Origin of the sequence: Aquincola tertiaricarbonis (genome assembly GCF_000969605.1) — a bacterium.
Lineage (GTDB): Bacteria > Pseudomonadota > Gammaproteobacteria > Burkholderiales > Burkholderiaceae_C > Aquincola > Aquincola tertiaricarbonis.
Map to the genome: position 1 here is coordinate 111530 of NZ_JZUE01000013.1, position 21469 is coordinate 132998.

The window sequence follows — 21469 nt, forward strand, 5'->3', positions numbered from 1 at the left end:
AGGATGTACCCATGCCCGAGACAGCTCCCCACAACCGCATCGCCATCGTCACCGGCGCCGGCAGCGGCATCGGCCGGGCTGCAGCCCATGCGCTGCTGGCCGCCGGCTGGCGCGTGGCCTTCGCCGGCCGCCGGCAGGAGACGCTGCAGGCCGCCATCGACGCCGCGCCCGACGCATTCGGCGACATCGCCGAGCGCGCGCTGGCCGTGCCCACCGACGTGGCCGATGCCGACTCGGTGAAGGCGCTGTTCGATGCGGTGGTGGCGCGCTTCGGCCGCGTGGACCTGCTGTTCAACAACGCCGGCATCTCCGCCTCCGGCTACACGCTGGACGAACTGCCCATCGAGCGCTGGAAGCAGGTGGTGGACACCAACCTCAACGGCGTGTTCTACGGCATCCAGCAGGCCTTCAAGGTGATGAAGTCGCAAAGCCCGAAGGGCGGCCGCATCATCAACAACGGCTCCATCTCGGCCTATGCGCCGCGGCCCCAGTCCATCGCCTACACCGCCACCAAGCATGCCGTCACCGGCCTGACCAAGACCGCCGCGCTGGACGGCCGGGTGCACGACATCGCCGTGGGCCAGATCGACATCGGCAATGCCGCCACCGACATGACCGAGCGCATGGCCGCCGGCGTGCCGCAGGCCGACGGCAGCCTGAAGGTGGAAGCCCGCATGGACGTGAAGCACGTGGCCGACGCGGTGGTGCACATGGCCAGCCTGCCGCTGGACGCCAACGTGCTGTTCATGACGGTGATGGCCACCAAGATGCCGTTCGTGGGACGGGGTTGAACCCGCCGCTGCCGGCCAGCGCGCTGGCGCGCATGCGCCTGCGCCACCTGCAATGCCTGCTGGCGGTGGCCGACACCGGCAGCCTGCGGCGCGCGGCGGAGCGGCTGTCCATCACCCAGCCGGCGGTCACCAAGACCATCCACGAGCTGGAAGAGATCCTGGGCGTGCGGCTGCTCACCCGCGGCCGGCGCGGCGCGGTGCCCACGCCCGAGGCCGCCGTCTTCCTGCGCCATGCGCAGGCCAGCATGAGCGCGCTGGGCGAGGCGGTGCACAGCGTCACCGCCGGCGCGGCGCAGCGCCCGCTGCGGGTGGGCGTGCTGCCCACGCTGGCGCCCTCGGTCATGGCGCGGGTGGCGCTGGCCTGGCGGCAGGGCGCCGCGGCCAGCGGCGGCGAGGCGGCGCGGCTGAGCGTCGTCACCGGCCTGAACACCGCGCTTCTGCAGGCGCTGCGCGCCAAGGAGCTGGACCTGGTGATCGGCCGCCTGGCCGAGCCCGACGACATGCTGGGCCTGAGCTTCGAGCTGCTGTATGCCGAGCCGCTGGTGCTGGCCGCCCGGCCCGGCCATCCGCTGCTGGCGGCGGGCCGCCTGCCCTCGGCCGCCGACGTGGCCGCCTGGCCGCTGGTGCTGCCGATGCCCGGCACCGTGATCCGCCACGGCGTGGACAGCTTCTTCAGCGCCCGCGGCGTGCTGCCGTCGGCCGGCCTCACCGAGACCGTCTCGGCCTCGCTCGGCCGGGCGATGGCGCTGGGCAGCGATGCCCTGTGGTTCACCCCCTTGAGCGCCGCCGAGCCCGACCTGGCCGCCGGCACGCTGCAACGCCTGGCGGTGGACACCGGCGGCACCGAGGAGCCGGTGGGTCTGCTGCTGCCCACGCAGCAGGCGCCCTGGCCCGCGCTGCAGGCGATGGTGGAAGCGGTGCGGGCGGAGGCGGCGCGCCGCCGTGCGATGGCCACCGCTGCGACGGATGACTGATAACGGCTGGTGATCGCTGGCCGGCGCGCTTTTCAATTGCGCGGTGGCAGGCGGCTTCCTAAAGTGCCGCATCCACCAGCCGGTGCAAACCGGCATTCCACGACAGGAGACGCCCATGGCCCACCAAGGCCCCCACTACGGCCCCTTCGCGATGCGCGACAGCGCCCAGCATGCGCCGGCGCTCACGCCCACCTACAAGACCAGCGTGCTGCGCTCGCCGAAGAACGCGCTGATCTCCATTCCCAACACGCTCACCGAGATGAGCGGTCCGCTGTTCCAGGCCAGCGAGCTGGGCCCGAAGGACGACGACCTGATCCTTAATTTCGCCAAGGACGGCCTGCCGGTGGGCGAACGCATCATCGTGCACGGCTATGTGAAGGACGAATTCGGCCGCCCGGTGCCCAATGCGCTGGTGGAGGTGTGGCAGGCCAACGCCAGCGGCCGCTACCGCCACCGCAAGGACACCTACATCGGCGCGCTGGACCCCAACTTCGGCGGCTGCGGCCGGGTGCTGACCGACGAGCACGGCTACTACCGCTACCGCACCATCCGCCCCGGCCCCTACCCCTGGCGCAACCGCATCAATGAATGGCGGCCGGCGCACATCCACTACGCCATCCACGGCGATGGCTGGGCGCAGCGGCTCATCACGCAGATGTACTTCGAGGGCGACACGCTGATCGCCGGCTGCCCCATCCTGGCCACCGTGCCCAGCGACGAGCAGCGCCGCGGCCTGATCGCGCTGGAGGACCGCGCCAACTTCATCGAGCTGGACAGCCGCGCCTACCGCTTCGACATCTACCTGCGCGGCCGGCGCATGACGTGGTTCGAGAACAAGGCCTGAGGCAGGAGACGACGATGCAAGCGCAACCGCAACAACAGCTCACCCACTACAAGGAAACCGCCTCGCAGACCGGCGGGCCTTACGTGCACATCGGCCTGGCGCCGCAGCAGGCGGGTTTCGAGATCTTCGAGAACAACTTCGGCCATGTGCTGACCCGGCCCGACACCCCGGGCGAGCGCATCCGCATCGAAGGCACCGTCTACGACGGCCTGGGCCTGCCGATGCGCGACGTGCTGCTGGAGATCTGGCAGGCCGACGGCGAAGGCCACTACGCCCATCCGGCGGACCCGAAGCCTTCGAGCTTCCGCGGCTGGGGCCGCACCGGCGCGGACTTCGATACCGGCCTGTACACCTTCGAGACCATCAAGCCCGGCGCGGTGCCTGCCGCCGACGGCCGCCCGCAGGCGCCGCACATTGCGGTGTGGGTGGTGGCGCGCGGCATCAACATGGGCCTGCACACCCGCATCTACTTCAGCGACGAGCAGGCGGCCAACGAGCGCGACCCGGTGCTCACCGGCATCGAATGGGTCAGCCGCCGCAAGACGCTGATCGCCCAGCGCGAGCAGCGCGGCGCAGAGACGGTCTACCGCTTCGACATCCGCATCCAGGGGCAGGGCGGGGCGGAGGATCTGGAGACGGTGTTCTTCGACATCTAGGCGCCCGGCGGCTCATGCGCCGCCTGCTCGAACGGATTGACCACCTGCAGCTCGCCGAAGCGCATGCCGGGCTGCAGGTCTTCGGTCAGCAGCGTGGTGCAGCGGGCGTCCAGCGCGGCCTGCACGATGAGTGCGTCCCACGGGCTGAGCTGGTGGCGCTGCGCCAGCGCAAAGGCGCGCAGCACGCTGTCGGCATCCGCCGGCACCACCCGCTCGCGGCGAAACACCTCCAGCGCCTCGGCCACCGCATCGGCCGGCAGGCGCTTCTTGCGGGTGAGCACGGCGTAGGTCTCCTGCAGCACCTGCGTGCTGATGACCAGCGTGCGTGCGGTGATGTGCCGCTCCAGCAGCGCATCTGCCACCGCATGGCGCATGCCCTGGGTGGCGTCCAGCGCATACACCAGCACATTGCTGTCGAAAAAGTGGCTCACCGGCCGGCCTTGCCGCGCGACAGGGCTTCTTCGTAGAGGGCCTCACGCCCCGGCCAGGCAGGGCCGGGTTCGAACCCGTTGGCACGTGCCGCCAGGCCGCGCAGCTTGGCCAGCCGGCTGGCCGGCGTGTCGGCCACTTCCAGCGCGTAACGCTCGATGGCGCGGCGGCACACCTCGTTCACGCTGGTGCCGTCCTGCACGGCCTTGATGCGCGCCTGGCGCAGCAGGTCGTCGTCCACAGCGATGGTCAGGTTGGCCATGGTGGTTCTCCTTTCATACACGGGATCAGTGTAACGCAGGACCTGTGTTCAAGCTGCACGCTTGATGGCGGGCCGCTGCAGGAATTCGCGCTGCAGCCAGCCGAGGATCACCTCGAAGTCGTCGGTGGTGCCAACCGCGCCGCGGCGAACGGCTTCCTCCTGGTGCTTAGGGCGCGGCGCGCGCGAGAAGATCAGGAACGGCTGGCTGTGGCCGCGGTGGCGCATCTCATCCAGCAGCGTGTAGCCGGCCTGCTCGTCGGGCGGGCGGCCCATGTCGGAGATCACGGCCTGCACCGGCAGGTCCGACGCCAGCAATGCCAGCGCCGCCTCGGTGTGCAGCGCGGTGCGCACGCGGAAGCCACGCTGCAGCAGCTCATGCACCGCGCCCAGGTTGTTGTCGGGCCGGTCGTCCACCCACAGCAGCAGCAGGCCAGGCACCGCCCAATCCTCCGGTGGCGGCAGGTAGCTCTGCCACGCCAGGCGCGTGGCGACGATGGCGCCCAGCAGGCGGACGGTGGGCGCCACGTCCGCGGGGTGGAGCGCCCAGGTGGCGGTGGCCCCGCTGCCGGCATCGGGCATCAGCTGCAGGTCGAGCGGTGCCGCCAGGCCCGCGGCCACCGCCAGCTCGGCGACGGGCACCGGCACCTCGACACGCAGCGGCGGCGTTGGTGGTGCGCCGTCCAGCAGCGAGTCGCAGGCCTGGGCGAGCGAGCCGGTGAAGCGGGCCGCGAAGTCGTCCAGCCGGCGGCAGCCTGAGAACACGGAATGGCCGTGTTCGGCATGCAACCAGGTGGTGCGGGCGACCGACGGCGCCAGCAGTTCCACCACGTCGTCGGCGCGCAGCGCCGGCAGGCTGCCGTGCAGGCTCTGAAGCATCGGCAGGCGCCGGCGCAGGGCGTCGCCGAAGGTGCGGATGACCGGCTCGCGCAGCGGCGCCAGCGAGGCCAGCCAGCCAGCCGCAGGAAAGCCCAGCGCCTCGTCCAGCGCCGCACGGTCGGCCTCCGACAGGTCGTCCAGCACCGCCTCCAGCAGCAGCAGCCATCGCTGCATCAGGCTGATGGCGCCGCGGCTGTCGGCCGCGTCGGGCACCTCGCCGGGCAGCAGCGCCTGCAGCGCTGCAACGATTTGCTCGACCGAGCCGCGCCAGCGCGCGCCGGCTGCCTCGGTGTCGGGTTGCGCCAGCGGATCCGCCCCGCCTTCAAGCGCCTCGCGCACCGGCCCGCCGATGACCTCGCGGCTCAGCGCGACGAGCACCTCCAGCGTGGCGCGGCCGGGCATGCCGCTGCGCAGGCCGAGGCGGTGGGCATAACGCTCGGACACCGGCTGCGTGCCGGGGGCCATCGCGCCCGCGTGGAAGGCCTGGGCCAGCGCATGCAGCACGGTGCAGGCGGCGGCCACCACCTCGTCGGGCTCGGGCAGGGTGTCCTCCGGCGGCCGGTCGAGGTCGGAGCTGGACGGGGCCGCCGGTGGCATGCGGTGGGCGGCCGCCGCCGGCGACTCCTGCAGCGCCGCGCTGTCGATGCGCAGCAGGCGCAGCACCGGCCCGTCCGCCACCGCCAGGGCCTCGTAGCCGGCATCGAGCACCACCGGCGCAAAGGCGGCACGCGCCGGGCCTGCGCCGCCGCCGGGCGGCTGCACCTCGACCAGCCGCGGGCGATGGCCGGCGGCCAGGCCGTGCGCGAGCTGCAGGCCACCGGAATGCAGCGCGCAGGCCAGCAGGCGGTCGTCGTGCGACCAGCTGATGTCGGTGACCTCGTCCGGCGTCGTCCACTGGGCGACAGGCTCCTGCAGGCCTTGCACCCGCAGCCCGCCGTCGCCCATCGCCACGGCCAGCAGCGGGCTGCGCTGCGCCCACGCAGGGCCACGCGCCACGCCATGCAGGTCCTTCATCTCCATGCTTGGCTTTTCCGTGGCCCAGAGGAAGCGCACCGTGCCGTTGGCCAGCCGCATCGCCAGGTGCGCGCCGTCCCAGGCCCAGGCCAGCGCGGTGATGGGCGCTTCCACGGCATCGGCGGACAGCTGCATCGATGCATAACCCGGCAGCGCAACCTGCAGGTCCTGCCGCCAGGCCAGCGCCACCTGGCCGCCGTCGGGCTCCACGGCCATCACCGGCGTGCGCTGGCGCTCCACCAGCAATTCATGGCGGGCGACGACCCGCGTGCCGTCGGGCGCCTGGGCCCAGTGCGCCGGCCAGGCTTCATGCACCTGCAGGTCGGCCTCCCGCACGACGGCGCGGCGGCCGGCGTCCATCACCAGCAGCCGACCGTCAGGAAGCCAGGCCAGGTCGGTGGCCTGGGCATCGAAGCCGATGTCCTCCAGCGCGTCGGCGCCCAGCAGGGCCAGCGACGCCAGCACGGCCGTGGCCGCTTCGTCGATGTCCGCCTGCATGCGTTCGGCCAGCGGCAGGGCCGATGTCAGCGACTGCACAGCCCAGTCGGCTGCCTGCAGCGTGTCATGCACCTCGGCGTCGGCGATGGCGGCCAGCAGGCGGTGGTGCTCGGCGGGCGGCAGGCCTTGCTCGAACTGCGTCTTCAGCCGCTGCAGCCACGCGCCTTCGCCAGGCGCTGCGGTGCCGACGGCGCACACCACCTGCCGGCGTTCCTGCACCAGCGACACCAGCTGTCGCAGCCTGGGCGGGCCGCGGCGCTTGGCGGGCGCTTCCGCCTGCAGGTCCAGCGTGTGGAAGCGCAGGTCCAGGGTGGAGCGGAACCACTGCGTCCAGCGCTGGCGCAGCGCGCTCACCCAGGCCTCAAAGGCGGCATCGCCGATGCCGGGGCCGCGCACCACCATCATCTGCACCCGGCCGCGCATGGCCAGCGGCTCCTGCACCAGCCTGCGTCGCCCGGAGGGCTGCACCACGGCCTTGAACACCACCACGCCGCGGGCATGCCGCACCGCCAGCCGCCGGCCGTCGGGCGACCAGGCGATCTGCAAGGCCGGCTTGCCCAGCGCCACCTCGGCCTGCACCGTGACGCCCGGCGCCCAGGCCCGCTCGCGCAGGCGCAGCGGTGCCTCGCCCGTCGCGGCGGCCGGCGGCGGGGCGAACAGGGCCTGCAGCTGCCGGTTCACTTCCGCGAACGGCCGCGCCCAGGCGGGCAGGCGCAGCGCGCCTTCCGGGTCCAGCAGCAGCGCCGTGAAATCGACCGGGCTGCCCTGGCGCTCGGCGATGTAGCTGGAGACGGCGCGGCGCACCGCGTCGGCCTCGTGCTTCAGCAGCGAGGCCTGCAGCGCCTGCCGGACGCCGGGCGCGAAGTCGAAGGTCACGTCGTTGTCGTCGTCCTTGTGGCCGGACGGTGCTGCCGTGCCCGCGGGGCGTGGCTGGCGCTCCAGCAGGCCGCCCAGCAGCAGCAGCGGCAGGTCTTCCGCCGGCGCGCCGGGCTGCATCACCCGGTGCACCAGCCGCACCACCGGCAGCGTGAGCGGCGCCGCGGCCGACAGCTGCACCGCGGCCTGCAGCAGCCGCGCGCTGGCCATGCCACGGAAGCGGGCGATGCGCTGCGCCGGCGTGAGGTCGTCGAGCGCCTCGTCGGGTTCGTCGGCCAGTGCTTCGTCGTCGGCCGGCGGCGCCAGCCACAGCAGGCCGGCCGGGCTGCGCGCACCGGGCTTGGCCATCAACATGGCGGCCAGCCGGCCCAGCGCAGCGGGCGTGAGGGCGGCCACGGGCATCGGCAGCACCGGCTCATGGCGGCCCAGCCAGCGCGGGCGCTGCACCCGCAGCTCGGCCAGCGGCGCGCCGGGCCGGGGCGACTGCACGCCCAGGTCCGCACTGCCGAGCGCGGTGTGCGGCCACAGCCGCTCGGGCATCCACTGCAGCACGGCCAGCGCGGTGCGGCGGCCCAGCTCGGTGGCCAAGGCGGCCATGCGGCCGTCCGACCAGGCCAAAGGCGTGCCGTCGGTGGCGATCAGCACCAGCGAGGCATCGTCCTCCAGCAGCATGCGCGGCGGATGCAGCGCGCCGCTGCGGCTGCGCAGGTGCAGCCGGCCGTCCACGCTCGCCAGCGCCAGCCGCCGGAAGCTGCGGAAGCCGCCCTGCCGCGCCAGCAACGCCTCCAGCTCGTCCGCCAGGCCGCGCCACAGCGGCAGCGCAGGGCTGTCCTCCACCAGCAGCGTGGCGGCGAGGAAGCGCTCGCGCTCGCCCACCAGCATCGGCATCAGCAAGCCGGTGTCGGCGAAGTGCTCCGCGGTGGCGGCTTCGTCCAGCACGAAGCGGGTGCGCGATGGGCGCCGCTTGCCCAACGGCCGCAGCGCCCGCGCGAGCGCCGGGCCGTCGCGCAGCGCCGGCACGCCGGCCACGCGCAGGGCGCGGGCCCGCACATCGTCCTCGGCCGGCCCCGGGCCGGCATGGGCATACAGGCCCTGTGCCGCGGGCGGCAGGTCGGCCGCGGCGCGCTGCAGCGCGACTTCCACCTCGGGCGCGCCGTTGCGCCCTGGCTCCGGCGGCGGGCCGGTGCGCGGGGACTGCGCCAGCGCGGGCGCGGCCAGGGTGGTGTCGGGCCGGCCCGCGGGCTGCGGCGCTTCGGCCGGCGCCGGCGCGGGCAGGTGGCAGGCCAGCCACAGCGCATCCAACAGCTGCTCGAGGTCCTCCGCCAGCCCGGCCGCGGTCAGCCGGGCCAGCGCCTCGGGCAGCGGCCCGGCGGAGGGCGTGGTGGGGCGGACCATGCGAAGCGGCGAGGGGTGTCGGCGCAGGCGCGTCAGGCCAGCGGCTGGGTGACGGCCTTGACCAGCGCTTCCTTGCGGTCGGCCGGCAGGCCGGCGCGGCCCACCACCAGCAGCACCGCGTTCAGCAGCTGGTCGGTGGCCAGGCGCTCGGTGGCCGCGCGCCGCGCGAAGTCGTCGATGCGCTGCCGCACTTCGTCGGCCAGCGTGCCGGTGAAGTACTCGGCCAGGTGCGCGTGCACCACGTCGGACAGGCGCTTCGGGTCCTTGCAGGGGTCGGGCATGTCCAGCCGCAGGCAGCGGCGCAGGAAGGCGGGGGAGAACTCCCGCTCGCCATTGCTGGTGAACACCACCAGCGGAAACTGCTTGGCCTGCACCCGGCCGCCGGTCACCGGGTAGGTGTCGGCCGGGCCGCCGCCGTGCAACCGCACCGCCACCGTGGCGGCCTTCTGGCGGGCCAGCTCGGGCACCTCGAACTCGCCTTCCTCCAGCACGTTGAGCAGGTCGTTCGGCAGGTCGAGGTCGGCCTTGTCGATCTCGTCGATCAGCAGCGCCCGCGGGATGTCGGTGGGCAGCAGCGCGGTGCCCAGCGGCCCCAGCCGCAGGAATTGGGAGAGGGGCAGCTCGGCGTGCTCGGTGCCTTCGCTGCGGGCCTGCTGCGTGGCATGCAGCCGGCCCACCGCGTCGTAGCTGTACAGCGCGTCGCGCAACGTGCTGCGCGAGGTGACGCTCCAGCGCAGCGGCTCGCCCAGGCGCAGCTCCCAGGCGATGGCGTCCACCAGCGACGACTTGCCCGAGCCCGGATTGCCGGTGACCAGCAGCGGCCGCCGCAGGTACAGGGCTGCATTCACCAGCTCCACGATCTCCTGCGTCGACTGGAAGGTGCGGCCGCGCTTGCGCATCGCCGGCGGCAGCGCGTCGTCGGCGGGGATGCGACGCTCCCATGCCACGGTGTGGGTGCGGAAGGGCCGCCACGGCGGCGGCGGCGGCAGCAGGTGGATGCCGTCATGCGGCGTGCGGTCGCCACGGAACAGCCGCCAGTCCGCGGGCTGGGTTGCAGGGGTCGTGTTCATCGCTCGGCAGCTTTCAGTTGCGGTGCGTAGGGATTGCGTGCGGGGTCGTCCCACAGCAGCCGCAGCCGGCTGCCGGGATGCTTGCGCTGGGCGGCATCGGCCTGGCGCAGCGCGAACAGCTTGAGCAGGGCCTGCGGCCCGCTGCAGGCGCCCAGGTCGGCCTCCAGGCACGCGGTGTCGGCCTCGCTCCAGGCGGCGTCGGACCAGCAGGCGAAGGGCAGGCCGTCGTCGTACAGCGTGTACTTGCTGGCTTCGTCCAGCGTGCGGCCGGGCACCGCCAGGCTCAGGCCGACGCAGCAGCCCTGCGGCACCGCATCCAGCCGGCTGGCCAGCAGGCCGTCGCGGATGCCCTGCGGCTCCATCCACACGATGCGCAGGCCATGCGCGCTGAAGCGCTCGCCCAGCTTCATCGCGGCCTTCTGCCACTGCACGATCTCCGTGCCGCGGCGGCGGTGGCCCAGCGCCGCCAGGCGGTCGGCCAGCCGGCGCACCACCGGGTACCGGCTGCCGATGGCCCGCTCGCGGCCACGCGGGCCGAAGCCGTGGGCCTCCACGTCGTCGTCGATGCGCTCCAGCGGCAGCGCCACCTCGATGATGAAGTCGGGCAGCTCGATGCCCAGCGACTGGGCAGCGGTGGTGGCTTCGTCCAGCAGCGCCTTGAGGGCCTCGGCGCGGCCGCTGCCATCGGCCTGCACCGCCAGCGGCTCGGCGCCCTCGCCGGACGTGCCGCCGAGGGCCAGCACCTGCACCGGCTGGCCCGCGAACAGCCAGCCGTGCAGCACCGTGGTGCCGGCGGCCGCGCCGGGTGCCTGCGCCACCAGCACGAAGCACAGCGTGGCCCCGGCCGCCGCGGCCTGCTGGGCGGCCTGCGCCTGCGCCAGGTAGGCCTGCGCGGCGTCCTGCTGGCCCTGGCGCTTGATCCACAGCAGCAGCTCGGGATGGTCGGTGGGCACCGGCAGCCGGCAGCGCAGCTGCAGCGCCCAGCGCAGCAGCGCATCGGGCAGGCCGGCGGCCTGCGGCATCTGGCCCAGCAGCCAGGCCATGGCGACGGCGCCCTGATCGGCCGCGGCCTGGTGGGCGGGCGTGGGCTGGGCCGGCGGCAGGGCGGCATGGAAGGTCGGCGCCAGCATCTGCGCCGGCAGCGCCTGCACGATGCGCAGCAGCTGCGTGGCGCGCACCTCGGGCAGCAGCTGCAGGCCGCTGTCGGGCAGGGCGTCGTCGGGCTGGCCGTAGCTCCAGTCCACCGGCGTCTGCTGCTCGTCGGCCGCGGCGAAGGCCTGCTGCACCGTGCGGAAGGCCTGGTGGAAATCGGGCCAGCTGCCGGCCGGCGGATCGCCCAGCGCCTGCAGCAGCCGGCTGCTGAACAGCGCCACCGATTCCCGCGCCGGCAGCCCCGCCTGCGATTGCGCCACCTGCCCTGGCGCGGTGGCCAGCAGCACCCGCTGCTGGATGCGCGGCTCGGCCGTGACCGCATTGAAGTCCGACGGCCGCGACAGCCGGCGGTCGCGCGCGGTGGTCATCACGTAGTTGGCGCAGGCGTCCACCACCAGCAGCTGCTGCGCAAAGCCGGCATACGGCCGGGTGCGAAGGGCCTTCATCAGCGACAGCGGCTCGAGGTTGCGCGGCTCCAGGTCGGTGGCGTCGGCATGGAACAGGCGGCGGCTGCGCTCGTTGTCGCGCTGGTCGATCACGCCGTGGCCGCTCCACACCAGCAGCAGCGTGGCGTCGTGCAGCGTGGCGGCCAGCTGGGGCAGCTCGGTGTTCACCAGGGTCTGGAAGGCGGCTTCGGTGGGCTGCAGCAGCAGCCGCGGCTGCCGGTCCGGCGGCACGGTGGCGGTCATGCGCTGCTGCCAGGCGTCCACCAGCGGCTGCGAGGCCGGCTTGGCCGACAGGAACAGTACGATCCGCTCCGGCCGCACGCCGCGCGCCAGCAGCCAGTCGGCCCAGGCCAGCGCATCTCGCACCGGGCCCAGCAGCGGGTCGTCGGGGAACACGCCGCAGCGCTCCACGCCGACGATGACGGCGCAGGCCTGGTCCGGCGGGCCGGCAGGCTTCACTGCATGAAGTCCCGGATGTGGCGCCACAGCGCAGCGTTGGCCCAGTAGGCGCTGTGGCTCTGCGGGAAGGGCTGGCGGCTGCGCACCTCCTGGTCCACCACACGCGCGCCGAACAGGCCGCTGCCGACATAGCTCAGCAGGTCGTTGAGGTCGTAGACGTTGAGCCAGCGCGGAAAGTGCTCCGGCAGCGCCTGGCCGCGGCGCAGCAGGCTGAGCGCATCCGCCTCGTACAGGTAGGGCGCCTGCGAGCCGCAGGTGATCAGGCCGGCCACCGGCAGCCCGCTTGTGCTGGCCAGCAGCTCCACGCTGGCGATGCCGCCCAGGCTGTGCGCCAGCAGCCACACCGGCCCGGCGCCGGGGGCCTGCGCGCAGGCGCGGATGCGCTCGGCGATCAGGCCGCGGATGGCCTCGCCGCCGTGCGGCGTCTGGTAGCGCAGGATGTCGTGCGTGGCTGCGAAGGAGGCGTCGGTGACGCCGGTGCGCTTGCGCCGCAGGATAGGCGTGGCGATGCGGCTGGCCAGCCCGCCCAGTGCGCCGATGAACTCGTCCAGCAGGCCCTTGGTGGCGCCGCCCAGCACGGCCACTGCGTCCTCGTACAGGCCGTCGCGCAGCTCGCCGTCCAGCGCGGGCAGGCCACGCGCCTCGGCGGCCTGCGCCCAGGCGGCCACGAAGGCGCGGGCGATCACGGGGCGGCTGCGCTCCGGAGCGGTCAGGGCCTCGGCCTCCAGCGCATCGGCGAAGGTGCCGTCCTGCCGCAGCAGCGCCAGCACATCGGGCAGCAGCTGCACCGACAGGTGGCCGTTGCGGGCCAGTGCGCCGCTGGAAGGCAGCAGGGTGGCCAGCTGCGACAGCGCGCGCTCCGCGGGCGAGGCCGCATGCGGCGAGCGGGCGATGCCCTGCGGATCGGCGCCGGCGGTGAGGGCGGCATAGGAGCGCAGCTCGTACAGCGGGTCTTCGTAGAGCAGGCGCCAGCGCACTTCCTGCTCGCGCGCCGAGGGGCCGGCGCCGGCCTGCGAACGGCCCACCTCGTAGCCGGGCACAGACAGGGCGTTCTCTTCGATGGTGGCGCCGACGTGGTCGCCCCACTGGCAGGGCTGCACCTGCACTGCGGCGCCCAGGTGATGCGCCGCCTGCGCGCGGATGGCGGCGAAGCTGGCGTCATAGGCCGCCCCCCGCACGCCGGTGCCGTGGACGAAGAGGAGGGTGGTCATGGGCGCCTCGCGCGATCTGTGTAACAGCGGCGAGGGTAGCCTGCGCGCGAGCCGTGGCGCCGCGGGGTGTCCCTAGGTCGTGGTGCGCGCCAGCTCCGCCAGGCACCGCACGCACAGGCAGCCCGCGTACTGCGCACGCAGCTCCGCCTGCAGCGCCGGCGGCAGCACCAGGCCGCTGCAGGCGCACGGCCCGGGGTCGTTGGCGCCGCAGTGGAAGCCGCCGCCGCAGCGCGGGCAGGTGTCTTCGCGCGAGGACGGCAGCGAAGGCGCCGCGTGCGGCGCCTTGGCTTCAGCCACCGAACAGCCCCTTGTGCTGGTCGCGCAGCAGGTTCTTCTGCACCTTGCCCATCGTGTTGCGCGGCAGCTCGGGCACCACGTAGACCTGCTTGGGCACCTTGAAGTTGGCGATGCGCTGCTTCAGCGCCGCGATCACCTCGTCGGGCTGCACCGTGGCGCCGGCGCGCGGCACCACCACGGCCACCACGGCTTCGCCGAAGTCGGGGTGGGGCACGCCCACCACCGCGCTTTCCGACACGCCGGGCAGCTCGTTGATCACGCCTTCCACCTCGGCCGGGTAGACGTTGTAGCCGCCGCTGATCACCAGGTCCTTGCTGCGGCCGACGATGGTGACGTAGCCGCGCTCGTCCACCAGGCCCACGTCGCCGGTCTTGAACCAGCCGTCGGCGGTGAACTCCTCCTTCGTCTTCTCCGGCATGCGCCAGTAGCCGACGAAGACATTGGGGCCCTTGACCTGGATGCCACCGATCTCGCCGGTAGGCAGCGGCTGGCCCTGGTCGTCCTGCACCCGCAGGCCCACGCCCGGCAGCGGGAAGCCCACCGTGCCGCCTCGGCGGTCGCCGTCCTGCGCGTGGTAGGGGTTGCTGGTGAGCATGGCGGTCTCGCTCATGCCGTAGCGCTCGACGATGGTGTGGCCGGTGCGGTTGCGCCACTCGTTGAAGGTCTCGATCAGCAGCGGCGCCGAGCCCGCGACGAACAGCCGCATGCCGGCGCATGTCTCGCGGTTGACCGCCGGCTCGGCCAGCAGCCGCACGTACAGCGTGGGCACGCCCATGAACACCGTGGCCTCGGGCAGCCGCGCCGCCACGGCCTGCGGATCGAACTTCGAGAACCAGATCATCCGCGCGCCCGCCAGCAGCGCCCCGTGCGAGGCCACGAACAGCCCGTGCACATGGAAGATGGGCAGCGCATGGATCAGCACGTCGTCGGCGCGCCAGCCCCAGTACGCATGCAGCGTCTGCGCGTTCGACAGCAGGTTGCCATGCGTGAGCATGGCGCCCTTGCTGCGCCCGGTGGTGCCGCTGGTGTAAAGGATGGCGGCCAGTTCGTCGGCACCGCGCTGCGCCGGCTGATGCTGCGTAGGCTGGTGGTAGGCCCGCTCCAGCAGGGTGCCGCTGCGGTCCTCGTTCAGCGTGAATACATGCTGCGTGCCGGCCTTGAACGCGATCTTGCTCACCCAGCCGAAGTTCCTGCCCGAGCACACCACCACGCCGGGCTCGGCGTTGCCGATGAAGTACTCGATCTCGCTGGCCTGGTAGGCGGTGTTGAGCGGCAGGTACACGTAGCCCGCGCGCAGCACGCCCAGGTACAGCATCAGCGCCTCGACGCTTTTCTCCGTCTGCACCGCCACCCGGGTGCCGGCCGGCAGCTCCAGCGACTGCAGCAGGTTGGCGATCATCGCCGTGGCATGGTCGAGGTCGCGCCATGTATAGACAAGCCGCTGCGGCGTGTCGGCCGTCTCGATGGCGGGGGTGTCCAGGTCGGCCGGAAAGGCCGCCCGCAGCGCGGCGAACAGGTTCTGGTTGTTCATCGTCGTGAGGTCAGTCGAGCTTGGCGCCGGAGGCCTTCACCACCTCGCCCCAGCGCTTGATTTCCGAGCTGGCGAACTTGCCGAAGGCCTCGCCGTAGAGGTCGGGCGTGGCGGTGCCCAGGCTGGTCCAGGCGGCCTTGAGCTCCTCCGAGTTGAGGGCCTTGCGCATCTCGGCCTGCATGCGTTCGATGGCTTCCTTGGGCGTGCCCTTGGGCGCCCACAGGCCGTACCAGGTGGCCACCTGGTAGGCCGGCACGCCGCCTTCCACCGAGGTGGGCACGTCGGGGAAGCCGGGCGCGCGCTTGTCGGCCGCCACCGCGATGGCCTTGATGCGACCGCCCTTGATGTGACCGGCCGAGGAACCCAGGCCGTCGAAGGCCAGGTCCACCTGGCCGGCGATCAGGTCCTGCAGCAGCGGGCCCGCGCCGCGGTAGGGGATGTGGGTGATGAAGGTCTTGGTCTGCAGCTTGAACAGCTCGCCCGCCATGTGGTGCGAGGTGCCGTTGCCGGCGGAGCCGTAGTTCACCTTGCCCGGGTTCTTGCGCAGGTAGTCCAGCAGCTCGGGCAGCGTGGTGGCCTTGATCTTGGACGGGTTGACGACGATGACCTGCGGCACGCTGGAGATCAGGCCCACCGGCACGAAGTCGGTCTCCAGGTTGTAGTCCAGCTTGGGGTACATCGCCGGGGCGATGGAGTGGTGCACCGCGCCCATGAAGAAGTTGTAGCCGTCGGGTGCCGCCCGTGCGGCCAGCCCGGCACCGAGCGTGCCGCCGGCGCCGCCCTTGTTGTCGATGATGAACTGGTGGCCCGTGTTCTTGCTCATCAGCGCGAACAGCGGCCGCGCGAAGGCATCGGTGCCGCCGCCCGGCGGGAAGGGCACGACGATGTTCACCGGCTTGCTGGGCCAGGCCGATTGCGCCAGCGCCGCCGGGGCGGCCAGCGTGCCGCCCAGGGCGAGGGCCGCCAGGGCCAGGCCGGCGCCGCGCCGGGTGAGGGTGAGGGGGTACTGCGTCATCGTGTCTCCATCGAAAGAGGTGGGCGCCCGGTGGGCCGGGTCTGGAAAAGGCCCCGCGGTACGCGCGGGTGGCTGGGCTACAGCAGCGAGGTGACCGCCCGTGCGGCCGCGATCTCGCCCTGCGTGAAGGCTTCGTGGTGGGCTTCCACGCGCGACAGGTCGTACAGGTAGTTGACCATCATGCCGAAGGATTGCTTGAGGCCCGGCTTGGACAGGTTGCCCATCGGGTTGAGCCGCTCGAGCCGGGCGCCGTTGTCCAGGTGGAAGCGGGCCACCGGGTCGCCGCCCGGGTGCGGCGTCTGGTGCACCAGGTAGAAGGCGCACAGCCGCTCCAGCGCCTTCTGCGCCTCCGGCGCCAGGGCCTGCAGCGCGGCGGCGCTGGCCAGCTTGCTCCATTCGCCGCCGCAGGCCGCCTTGAGGGTGGCGCGGGCTTCCAGCGCCCGTTCGGCGGTGGCCTTCTTCACACCGGGCAGGGCAGCCCAGTCGCCGTCCTTCGCCAGCCAGCCTGCAAAGCCGGGGATGGGCGACAGCGTGCAGAAGGTGCGCAGCTGCGGCACCTCGCGCTTGAGCTCGTCGGCCACGCGCTTGATGAGGAAGTTGCCCAGCGACACGCCCTTCAGCCCCGGCTGGCAGTTGCTGATGGAATAGAAGGTGGCCACCTTGTACGTGTCGGGGTCGGCCGAGCGGCTGGTCTTGTCGATCAGCGGCGCCACCGCGGCGGGCATCTCGGGCACCAGGGCCACTTCCACGAAGATCAGCGGCTCGTCGGGCAGCTGCGGGTGGAAGAAGGCGAAGCAGCGGCGGTCGGGCAGCAGCCGGCGGCGCAGGTCGTCCCAGCCGTCGATCTCGTGCACCGCCTCGTGGCGGATGAGCTTTTCCAGCAGCTGCGCGGGGGAGTTCCAGTCCACCTTGCGCATCTCCAGGAAGCCGGGGTTGAACCAGCTGGACAGCAGATGCAGCAGGTCGTTCTCCAGCGCCTTCAGCCCCGGCTGCTTGGGCAGGCGGTCGAGCAGCGCGCGGCGCATGCGCACCACGGCCTCGGTGCCGCCCGGCGTGCGGTTGATGCGGCGCAGCAGCTCCTGGCGCGGCGGCTCGGCCTGCTGAGTGAGGCGGATCAGGTTGTCGGCGGTGGGCTTCTCGGCATAGGCCAGGGCGGTGTCCAGCACGGCCTGGGGATCGGGGCTGAACTCGTTGGCCAGGCGGTCGAAGAAGGTGCCCTGCTGCTCGGCCGGCAGGCTGTCGAAGCGGGCCACCAGCGTGCGGGCAATGGCCACGCTGTTGGCCTCGCCGCGCTCGGACAGCAGGCGCCGGCAGTCGGTCATCAGGCTGCGCAGCGCGTAGTCGCCACCCATGCGGCGGGCGGCACTCTTGAGTTCATCGAGCATGGACAACACTCTCTTCAAGGGGAGGGGAGGAAGCGGCTGCCTCGTTGCGGCGCAGCGCCTTCAGCGCCTGCAGCTGGGCCATGAGGTGGTCGTGCATCAGCCGCTCGGCCCGCGGCGCATCGCGCGCCACCAGCGCCTGCAGCAGCGCGCGGTGCTCGGCGATGCTTTGCGCCATGCGGCCCGGCCAGCTCAGCTGGCGGCCGCGCAGCAGCCGGATGAAGCGGCGCAGGTCGCTGGTGGTGCGGTCCAGCCAGCGGTTGGCGGCCAGCGACTGCACCCGGCTGTGGAACACGTGGTTGTGGCGGTAGTAGCCGTCGATGTCGCCACGGGCGGCGCAATCCTCCAGCGCCGCATGCAGGGCCTGCAGCTCGGTGATGTCGGCATCGGTGGCCTTGCGCGCGGCCTCGAAGGCGCAGCGGCCTTCCAGCAGCGCCATCACCGGGAACAGGTCGGCGGCGTCGTCCTCCGACAGCTCGGCCACCTGGCAGCCGCGCCGCGGCACCAGCGTCACCAGGCCTTCCGCCGCCAGCACCTTCAGTGCCTCGCGCAGTGGCGTGCGGCTGATGTGCCACTGCTCCACCAGGGCCATCTCGTCGATCCACTCGCCCGGCTGCAGCTGGCGCTCGAACACCATGGTGCGCAGCCGCGCAGCCACTTCCTCGTGCAGGGAGGTGGGGCGCAGCGGTTCGGAGGTGGTCATGCGTCCAATCTAAAACGCATAACTCATAATTACAAGAACGGGTTTACGCCATGCACGGTGGCGGAAGCCAGGTGCCGGGTGCCAGGAGCGCCGTGCTCAGCGGACCAGCGTCGGCAGCCAGCGCTGCAGTTCGGCGCGCAGCGCGTCCAGCAGCAGCGGCTTGGTGAGGTAGCCGTCCATGCCGGCGGCAGTGGCCTGGTCGCGGTCGCTTTGCAGCGCATGGGCCGTCAACGCCACGATGGGAAAGCGCTGCAGCCGCCCGGCCTGCTGCAGGGCCCGCAGCCGGCGCGTGGCCTCCAGTCCATCCATCACCGGCATCTGCAGGTCCATCAGCACCAGCGCCGGCGCCTCCCGCGCGCAGGCCGCCAGGGCCTGCATGCCGTCGTCGGCGGTCTGCGCCGGCAGGCCCAGCGCCTTGAGGAAGCCTTCGCCGATCATGCGGTTGACCGGGTTGTCCTCCACCAGCAGCACATGGCCCGGGCCGGGGCCGGACGACAACGCCGCCGGTGCGGGTGCAGGTGCAGGTGCAGGCATGCAGGTCGGCGCGGGCGCCGCGGCTACCGACGTCTGCGGCGCCTGCGCCCAGGGCGGCGGGCTGATCAGCCGCTGCAGCGCCCGCGGCGTGAGCGGCAGCGGCGCACAGGTGATCTGCAGGGCCTCGGCCGCCTGCTCCAGTGCCGGCTGGTGCCAGTCGGGCCGCAGCAGCATCGAAAGGTGCGCATGCGGCAGCGCGCAGCGCAGCGCCTGCAGCGCGGTGGGATCGGTGAGCGACCACTGGGACACGAGCACCGCCACCGGGCGCTGCGCCGCGGTGGCGCAGGCCGCCTGCTGCAGCGCCTCTTCCAGGCTGGTGAACAGCCGCGTGCCGGTGCCATGGCGCAGCAGCCGCTGCAGCATCCAGGCGGCGCGGTGCCGCTCGGTGGCCACCAGCCACACCGGGCCGGCGGGCGGCGGCGCTTCCGGCTCGGGTGGGCCGTCGGTGGCCAGCGGCAGCTGCAGCGTGAACACCGCGCCCTGGCCCACCTGGCTCTGCAGCGTGATGGCGCCACCCATGCTGCGCGCCAGCGCCTGCGCGGTGGCCAGGCCCAGGCCGGTGCCGCCGTGGCGGCGCGACAGGCTGGCATCCACCTGCACGAAGGCATCGAACACCCGCGCATGCTGGTCCGGCGCGATGCCGGGGCCGGTGTCCTCCACCCGCAGGGTGGCGGTGCAGTGGCCGGCATCCTGGTCCACCACCTCGGTGCACAGCGCCACATGGCCCTGCTCGGTGAACTTCAGCGCATTGCCCAGCAGGTTCACCAGGATCTGCCGCAGCCGCACCGGGTCGCCGCGCACCCGGCTGCGCCGGCCCTGCCAGTCGAACTGCAGCGCCACCTCGCGGCCGCGTGCCAGCGGCATCACGCTGCGCATGGTGGTGGCCAGCAGCTCGGGCAGGTCGAAGGGCTCGTCGGCGGGTGGCCCCGGGTCGCCCTGCGAGCGCGAGAAGTCCAGCACCTCGTCCACCACCTGCAGCAGCGACTGGCCCGACTGCAGCGCCACTTCCAGGTGCCGGCGCTGGGTGCTGGAGGTGGCCATCTGCAGCGCCAGCTCGGTCAGGCCCAGCACGCCGTTGAGGGGCGTGCGGATCTCGTGGCTCATGTGGGCGACGAAGAGCGACTTGGCCGCGGTGCCGCGCTCGGCCTCGGCACGCGCCGCCTCCGCCTGCGCCAATGCCGCCTCCAGCCGGGCGGTGCGCTCCGCCACCAGGCGCTCCAGTTCGGCGCGGTCCTGCTCCAGCGCCTGGCGCGCGCGCACCTGCTCGTCCACGTCGATCAGCACGCCGGTGACACGCACGCGGCCACCGGGCAGCACATGCGGGTCGGCCATCTGGTGGAACCAGCGGTAGGCGCCCGACTTGCTGCGCAGCCGGAAGTGCAGGTCCAGGTGCGCCAGCTGCGCCGTGGCCTGGCTGGCGGCCTGCTGGTAGCCGGCCGCGTCATCGGGATGCAGCAGCTGCAGCAGCGTGCTGCGGGCCGCCGACAGCTCGCCGGGCTCATAGCCCAGTGCCTCCCACACGCGGTCGGCGATGAACATGCGGTCCTCGTCCAGCATGCGCTCGAACAGGCCGTGCGGCGTGGCCAGCACCGCGCGTTCGTAGCGCTCGCTCATGCGCTGCAGCGCGGCGCGGGATTCATGCGCCTCGGGCACGTCGGTCACCGATCCGGCGAGCAGCGTGCGCCGGCCGTCGGGGCCGGGCCACACCCGGCCGCGGCTGCGCACCCAGCGCCACTGGCCGCTGCCGTCGCGCAGCCGCGCTTCCAGCTCGAAGGGTGCGCCGCTGCGCATGGACTTTTCCACCGCGGCTTCGAAGGCGGCGTTGTCGTCCGGGTGCAGCTGGTGCCCCAGGCGGCCGCTGCCGTCGGGCAGGGTGTCGGCCGACAGGCCCAGCATGCGGCGCAGGCTGGCGGAGTACCAGGCCACGCGGCTGCGCAGGTCGTATTCGAAGAAGCCGTCGAGTGCGCTGTCGAGAGCGCGCTGCCAGCGGGCCTGCGTGTCGGCTGCTTCACCGGCGGGGGGTGGCACGGGTGGCTGAGGCGTACCGCTGTGGGCCATCGAGACTTCTGCCCGGCCCGCGGAGCGGGCATCGATGGCCCCGATGGTAGTGGGACTGGCGGCCGCCCCTCAAGCCCCGGGGCCGAAGCGGGCCTCGGCCTGCTGCCGGAACTCCTTCGGCGTCATGCCCTTGATCTGCAGGAAGCGCCGGTTGAAGTTGGCCACGTTGTTGAAGCCGACGTCGTAGCAGACGTTGGTGATGTAGCGGTCGGTCTCCATCAGCAGCTGGCAGGCGCGGGTGATGCGCAGGCGGTTGACGAAGTCGGTGAAGGTGTTGCCGGTGGCGCGGCGGAAGTAGCGCGAGAAGGCGCTTTCGGTCATGCCGGCGCGGGCCGAAAGCTCGGCCATCGAGAAGCTCTCGGCGCTGTGCTCGGTGATGTATTCGACGATGTTGCCGATCTTGGCCAGCGAGGCATCGTCGTCGAAGCCCTGCAGCTGCACCGTGGACAGCAGCCGGTAGTCGGTGCAGCGCACCAGGTCGCCCAGCAGCGCCAGGAACTCGGCGAAGCGCTGCAGCCCGTGCAGCTGCTTGATGCGCAGCAGCCGCTCCTGCGCCAGCCCCGACAGGCCGAAGAACTCGATGCCGAAGCGGGCCCGCTCCAGCAGCGCCAGCAGCTCGGCCATCTCGGGGATCAGCCCCGCGGCCTGGCGGATGGGCGCGTCGCAGAACTGCAGGCACAGGTCGCGCACCGCGATGCCGTTCTCGGGCAGGTCGGTGCTTACCCAGTTGTGCGGCAGCCGCGGGCCGGTGAGCACCAGGTGGCCGGGCGAGAACTGGCCGATGTAGTCGCCTACGAAGGCCTTGCCGTGGCTGTCGAGGATGAGGTGGAGCTCGTATTCCTCGTGGTAGTGCCAGCGCACCAGCGGATTGGGCACGCCGTGCTCCAGGTAGCGCACGAAGCCGAAGGTGCCCACCGGCTCGTAGCCCAGGCTGGGCGTGCGGCCGACGTCGTGTTCCAGCTCGGGGCTCTTGCTGCGGGGGAGGGCCATGGCGGT

The 21469-nt window shown here is 72.7% G+C and carries 17 protein-coding genes; 4 read left to right on the forward strand and 13 right to left on the reverse strand.

From position 1 onward, the window contains the following. The first annotated feature begins 11 nt into the window (after nt 1-11). The 4 genes from VO99_RS17370 (at nt 12) to pcaG (ending at nt 3265) form a co-directional block, all read left to right on the forward strand. On the forward strand, nt 12-791 hold the full coding sequence (locus tag VO99_RS17370; RefSeq protein ID WP_046114158.1) for an SDR family oxidoreductase: 780 nt from the start codon (nt 12-14) through the stop codon (nt 789-791). Beyond that, nucleotides 788-1765 carry a LysR substrate-binding domain-containing protein gene (locus tag VO99_RS17375; RefSeq protein ID WP_232315399.1) on the forward strand — a complete coding sequence of 326 codons (978 nt, stop codon included), beginning with the start codon at nt 788-790 and terminating at the stop codon, nt 1763-1765. The genes VO99_RS17370 and VO99_RS17375 overlap by 4 nt, the downstream gene beginning before the upstream one ends. Nucleotides 1766-1880: 115 nt before the next feature. Beyond that, a complete protein-coding gene (gene pcaH / locus VO99_RS17380) occupies nt 1881-2609 on the forward strand; it encodes a protocatechuate 3,4-dioxygenase subunit beta (RefSeq protein ID WP_046114159.1) in 729 nt (242 codons plus the stop codon). A 14-nt stretch (nt 2610-2623) separates the two neighbouring features. Next, nucleotides 2624-3265, forward strand: coding sequence for a protocatechuate 3,4-dioxygenase subunit alpha (gene pcaG, locus VO99_RS17385; RefSeq protein ID WP_046114160.1), 642 nt, complete (start codon nt 2624-2626; stop codon nt 3263-3265). Here the strand turns inward: pcaG and VO99_RS17390 are convergent. From VO99_RS17390 to VO99_RS17450, 13 genes are all read right to left on the reverse strand, one after another. Beyond that, nucleotides 3262-3696 carry a PIN domain-containing protein gene (locus VO99_RS17390; protein WP_046114161.1) on the reverse strand — a complete coding sequence of 145 codons (435 nt, stop codon included), beginning with the start codon at nt 3694-3696 and terminating at the stop codon, nt 3262-3264. The genes pcaG and VO99_RS17390 overlap by 4 nt on opposite strands. Next, on the reverse strand, nt 3693-3956 hold the full coding sequence (locus tag VO99_RS17395) for a hypothetical protein (RefSeq protein ID WP_046114162.1): 264 nt from the start codon (nt 3954-3956) through the stop codon (nt 3693-3695). The genes VO99_RS17390 and VO99_RS17395 overlap by 4 nt, the downstream gene beginning before the upstream one ends. Nucleotides 3957-4004: 48 nt before the next feature. Further along, the gene (locus tag VO99_RS17400) at nt 4005-8615 is read right to left on the reverse strand and encodes an SAV_2336 N-terminal domain-related protein (RefSeq protein WP_046114163.1); all 4611 of its coding nucleotides are present in this window, start codon (nt 8613-8615) and stop codon (nt 4005-4007) included. Between the two features lie 32 nt (nt 8616-8647). Then, nucleotides 8648-9685: an AAA family ATPase gene (locus VO99_RS17405; protein ID WP_046114164.1), complete on the reverse strand. Its 1038-nt coding sequence runs from the start codon at nt 9683-9685 to the stop codon at nt 8648-8650. Continuing rightward, a complete protein-coding gene (locus tag VO99_RS17410; RefSeq protein WP_046114165.1) occupies nt 9682-11742 on the reverse strand; it encodes a hypothetical protein in 2061 nt (686 codons plus the stop codon). Before VO99_RS17410 ends, VO99_RS17405 begins: the two co-directional genes overlap by 4 nt. Beyond that, entirely contained in the window at nt 11739-12953 is a 1215-nt protein-coding gene (locus VO99_RS17415; RefSeq protein ID WP_046114166.1) for a lipase family protein, read from the reverse strand. The genes VO99_RS17410 and VO99_RS17415 overlap by 4 nt, the downstream gene beginning before the upstream one ends. A gap of 72 nt (nt 12954-13025) precedes the next feature. Beyond that, a complete protein-coding gene (locus VO99_RS17420) occupies nt 13026-13250 on the reverse strand; it encodes a cysteine-rich CWC family protein (RefSeq protein WP_046114167.1) in 225 nt (74 codons plus the stop codon). Continuing rightward, the gene (locus VO99_RS17425; RefSeq protein ID WP_046114168.1) at nt 13243-14781 is read right to left on the reverse strand and encodes a malonate--CoA ligase; all 1539 of its coding nucleotides are present in this window, start codon (nt 14779-14781) and stop codon (nt 13243-13245) included. The genes VO99_RS17420 and VO99_RS17425 overlap by 8 nt, the downstream gene beginning before the upstream one ends. 10 nt (nt 14782-14791) lie before the next feature. After that, nucleotides 14792-15796 (reverse strand): Bug family tripartite tricarboxylate transporter substrate binding protein, encoded by a 1005-nt coding sequence (locus tag VO99_RS17430; protein ID WP_046114169.1) that lies wholly within the window; start codon nt 15794-15796, stop codon nt 14792-14794. A 77-nt stretch (nt 15797-15873) separates the two neighbouring features. Further along, the gene (locus VO99_RS17435) at nt 15874-17181 is read right to left on the reverse strand and encodes a malonyl-CoA decarboxylase domain-containing protein (protein WP_046114170.1); all 1308 of its coding nucleotides are present in this window, start codon (nt 17179-17181) and stop codon (nt 15874-15876) included. Next, nucleotides 17171-17881, reverse strand: coding sequence for a GntR family transcriptional regulator (locus VO99_RS17440; RefSeq protein WP_046114171.1), 711 nt, complete (start codon nt 17879-17881; stop codon nt 17171-17173). Before VO99_RS17440 ends, VO99_RS17435 begins: the two co-directional genes overlap by 11 nt. Nucleotides 17882-17977: 96 nt before the next feature. Then, nucleotides 17978-20443, reverse strand: coding sequence for a PAS domain-containing protein (locus VO99_RS17445; RefSeq protein WP_046114172.1), 2466 nt, complete (start codon nt 20441-20443; stop codon nt 17978-17980). Nucleotides 20444-20542: 99 nt separating this feature from the next. Continuing rightward, on the reverse strand, nt 20543-21463 hold the full coding sequence (locus VO99_RS17450) for an AraC family transcriptional regulator (protein WP_046114173.1): 921 nt from the start codon (nt 21461-21463) through the stop codon (nt 20543-20545). Nucleotides 21464-21469 lie beyond the last annotated feature (6 nt).

Bases quoted from the DNA above. Each gene is read 5' to 3' on its own strand.
- VO99_RS17400 (WP_046114163.1), bottom strand. From the start codon at position 8,615: ATGGTCCGCCCCACCACGCCCTCCGCCGGGCCGCTGCCCGAGGCGCTG.
- pcaH (WP_046114159.1), top strand. From the start codon at position 1,881: ATGGCCCACCAAGGCCCCCACTACGGCCCCTTCGCGATGCGCGACAGC.
- VO99_RS17370 (WP_046114158.1), top strand. From the start codon at position 12: ATGCCCGAGACAGCTCCCCACAACCGCATCGCCATCGTCACCGGCGCC.
- VO99_RS17395 (WP_046114162.1), bottom strand. From the start codon at position 3,956: ATGGCCAACCTGACCATCGCTGTGGACGACGACCTGCTGCGCCAGGCG.
- VO99_RS17430 (WP_046114169.1), bottom strand. From the start codon at position 15,796: ATGACGCAGTACCCCCTCACCCTCACCCGGCGCGGCGCCGGCCTGGCC.
- VO99_RS17425 (WP_046114168.1), bottom strand. From the start codon at position 14,781: ATGAACAACCAGAACCTGTTCGCCGCGCTGCGGGCGGCCTTTCCGGCC.
- VO99_RS17435 (WP_046114170.1), bottom strand. From the start codon at position 17,181: ATGCTCGATGAACTCAAGAGTGCCGCCCGCCGCATGGGTGGCGACTAC.
- pcaG (WP_046114160.1), top strand. From the start codon at position 2,624: ATGCAAGCGCAACCGCAACAACAGCTCACCCACTACAAGGAAACCGCC.
- VO99_RS17415 (WP_046114166.1), bottom strand. From the start codon at position 12,953: ATGACCACCCTCCTCTTCGTCCACGGCACCGGCGTGCGGGGGGCGGCC.
- VO99_RS17440 (WP_046114171.1), bottom strand. From the start codon at position 17,881: ATGACCACCTCCGAACCGCTGCGCCCCACCTCCCTGCACGAGGAAGTG.
- VO99_RS17450 (WP_046114173.1), bottom strand. From the start codon at position 21,463: ATGGCCCTCCCCCGCAGCAAGAGCCCCGAGCTGGAACACGACGTCGGC.
- VO99_RS17405 (WP_046114164.1), bottom strand. From the start codon at position 9,685: ATGAACACGACCCCTGCAACCCAGCCCGCGGACTGGCGGCTGTTCCGT.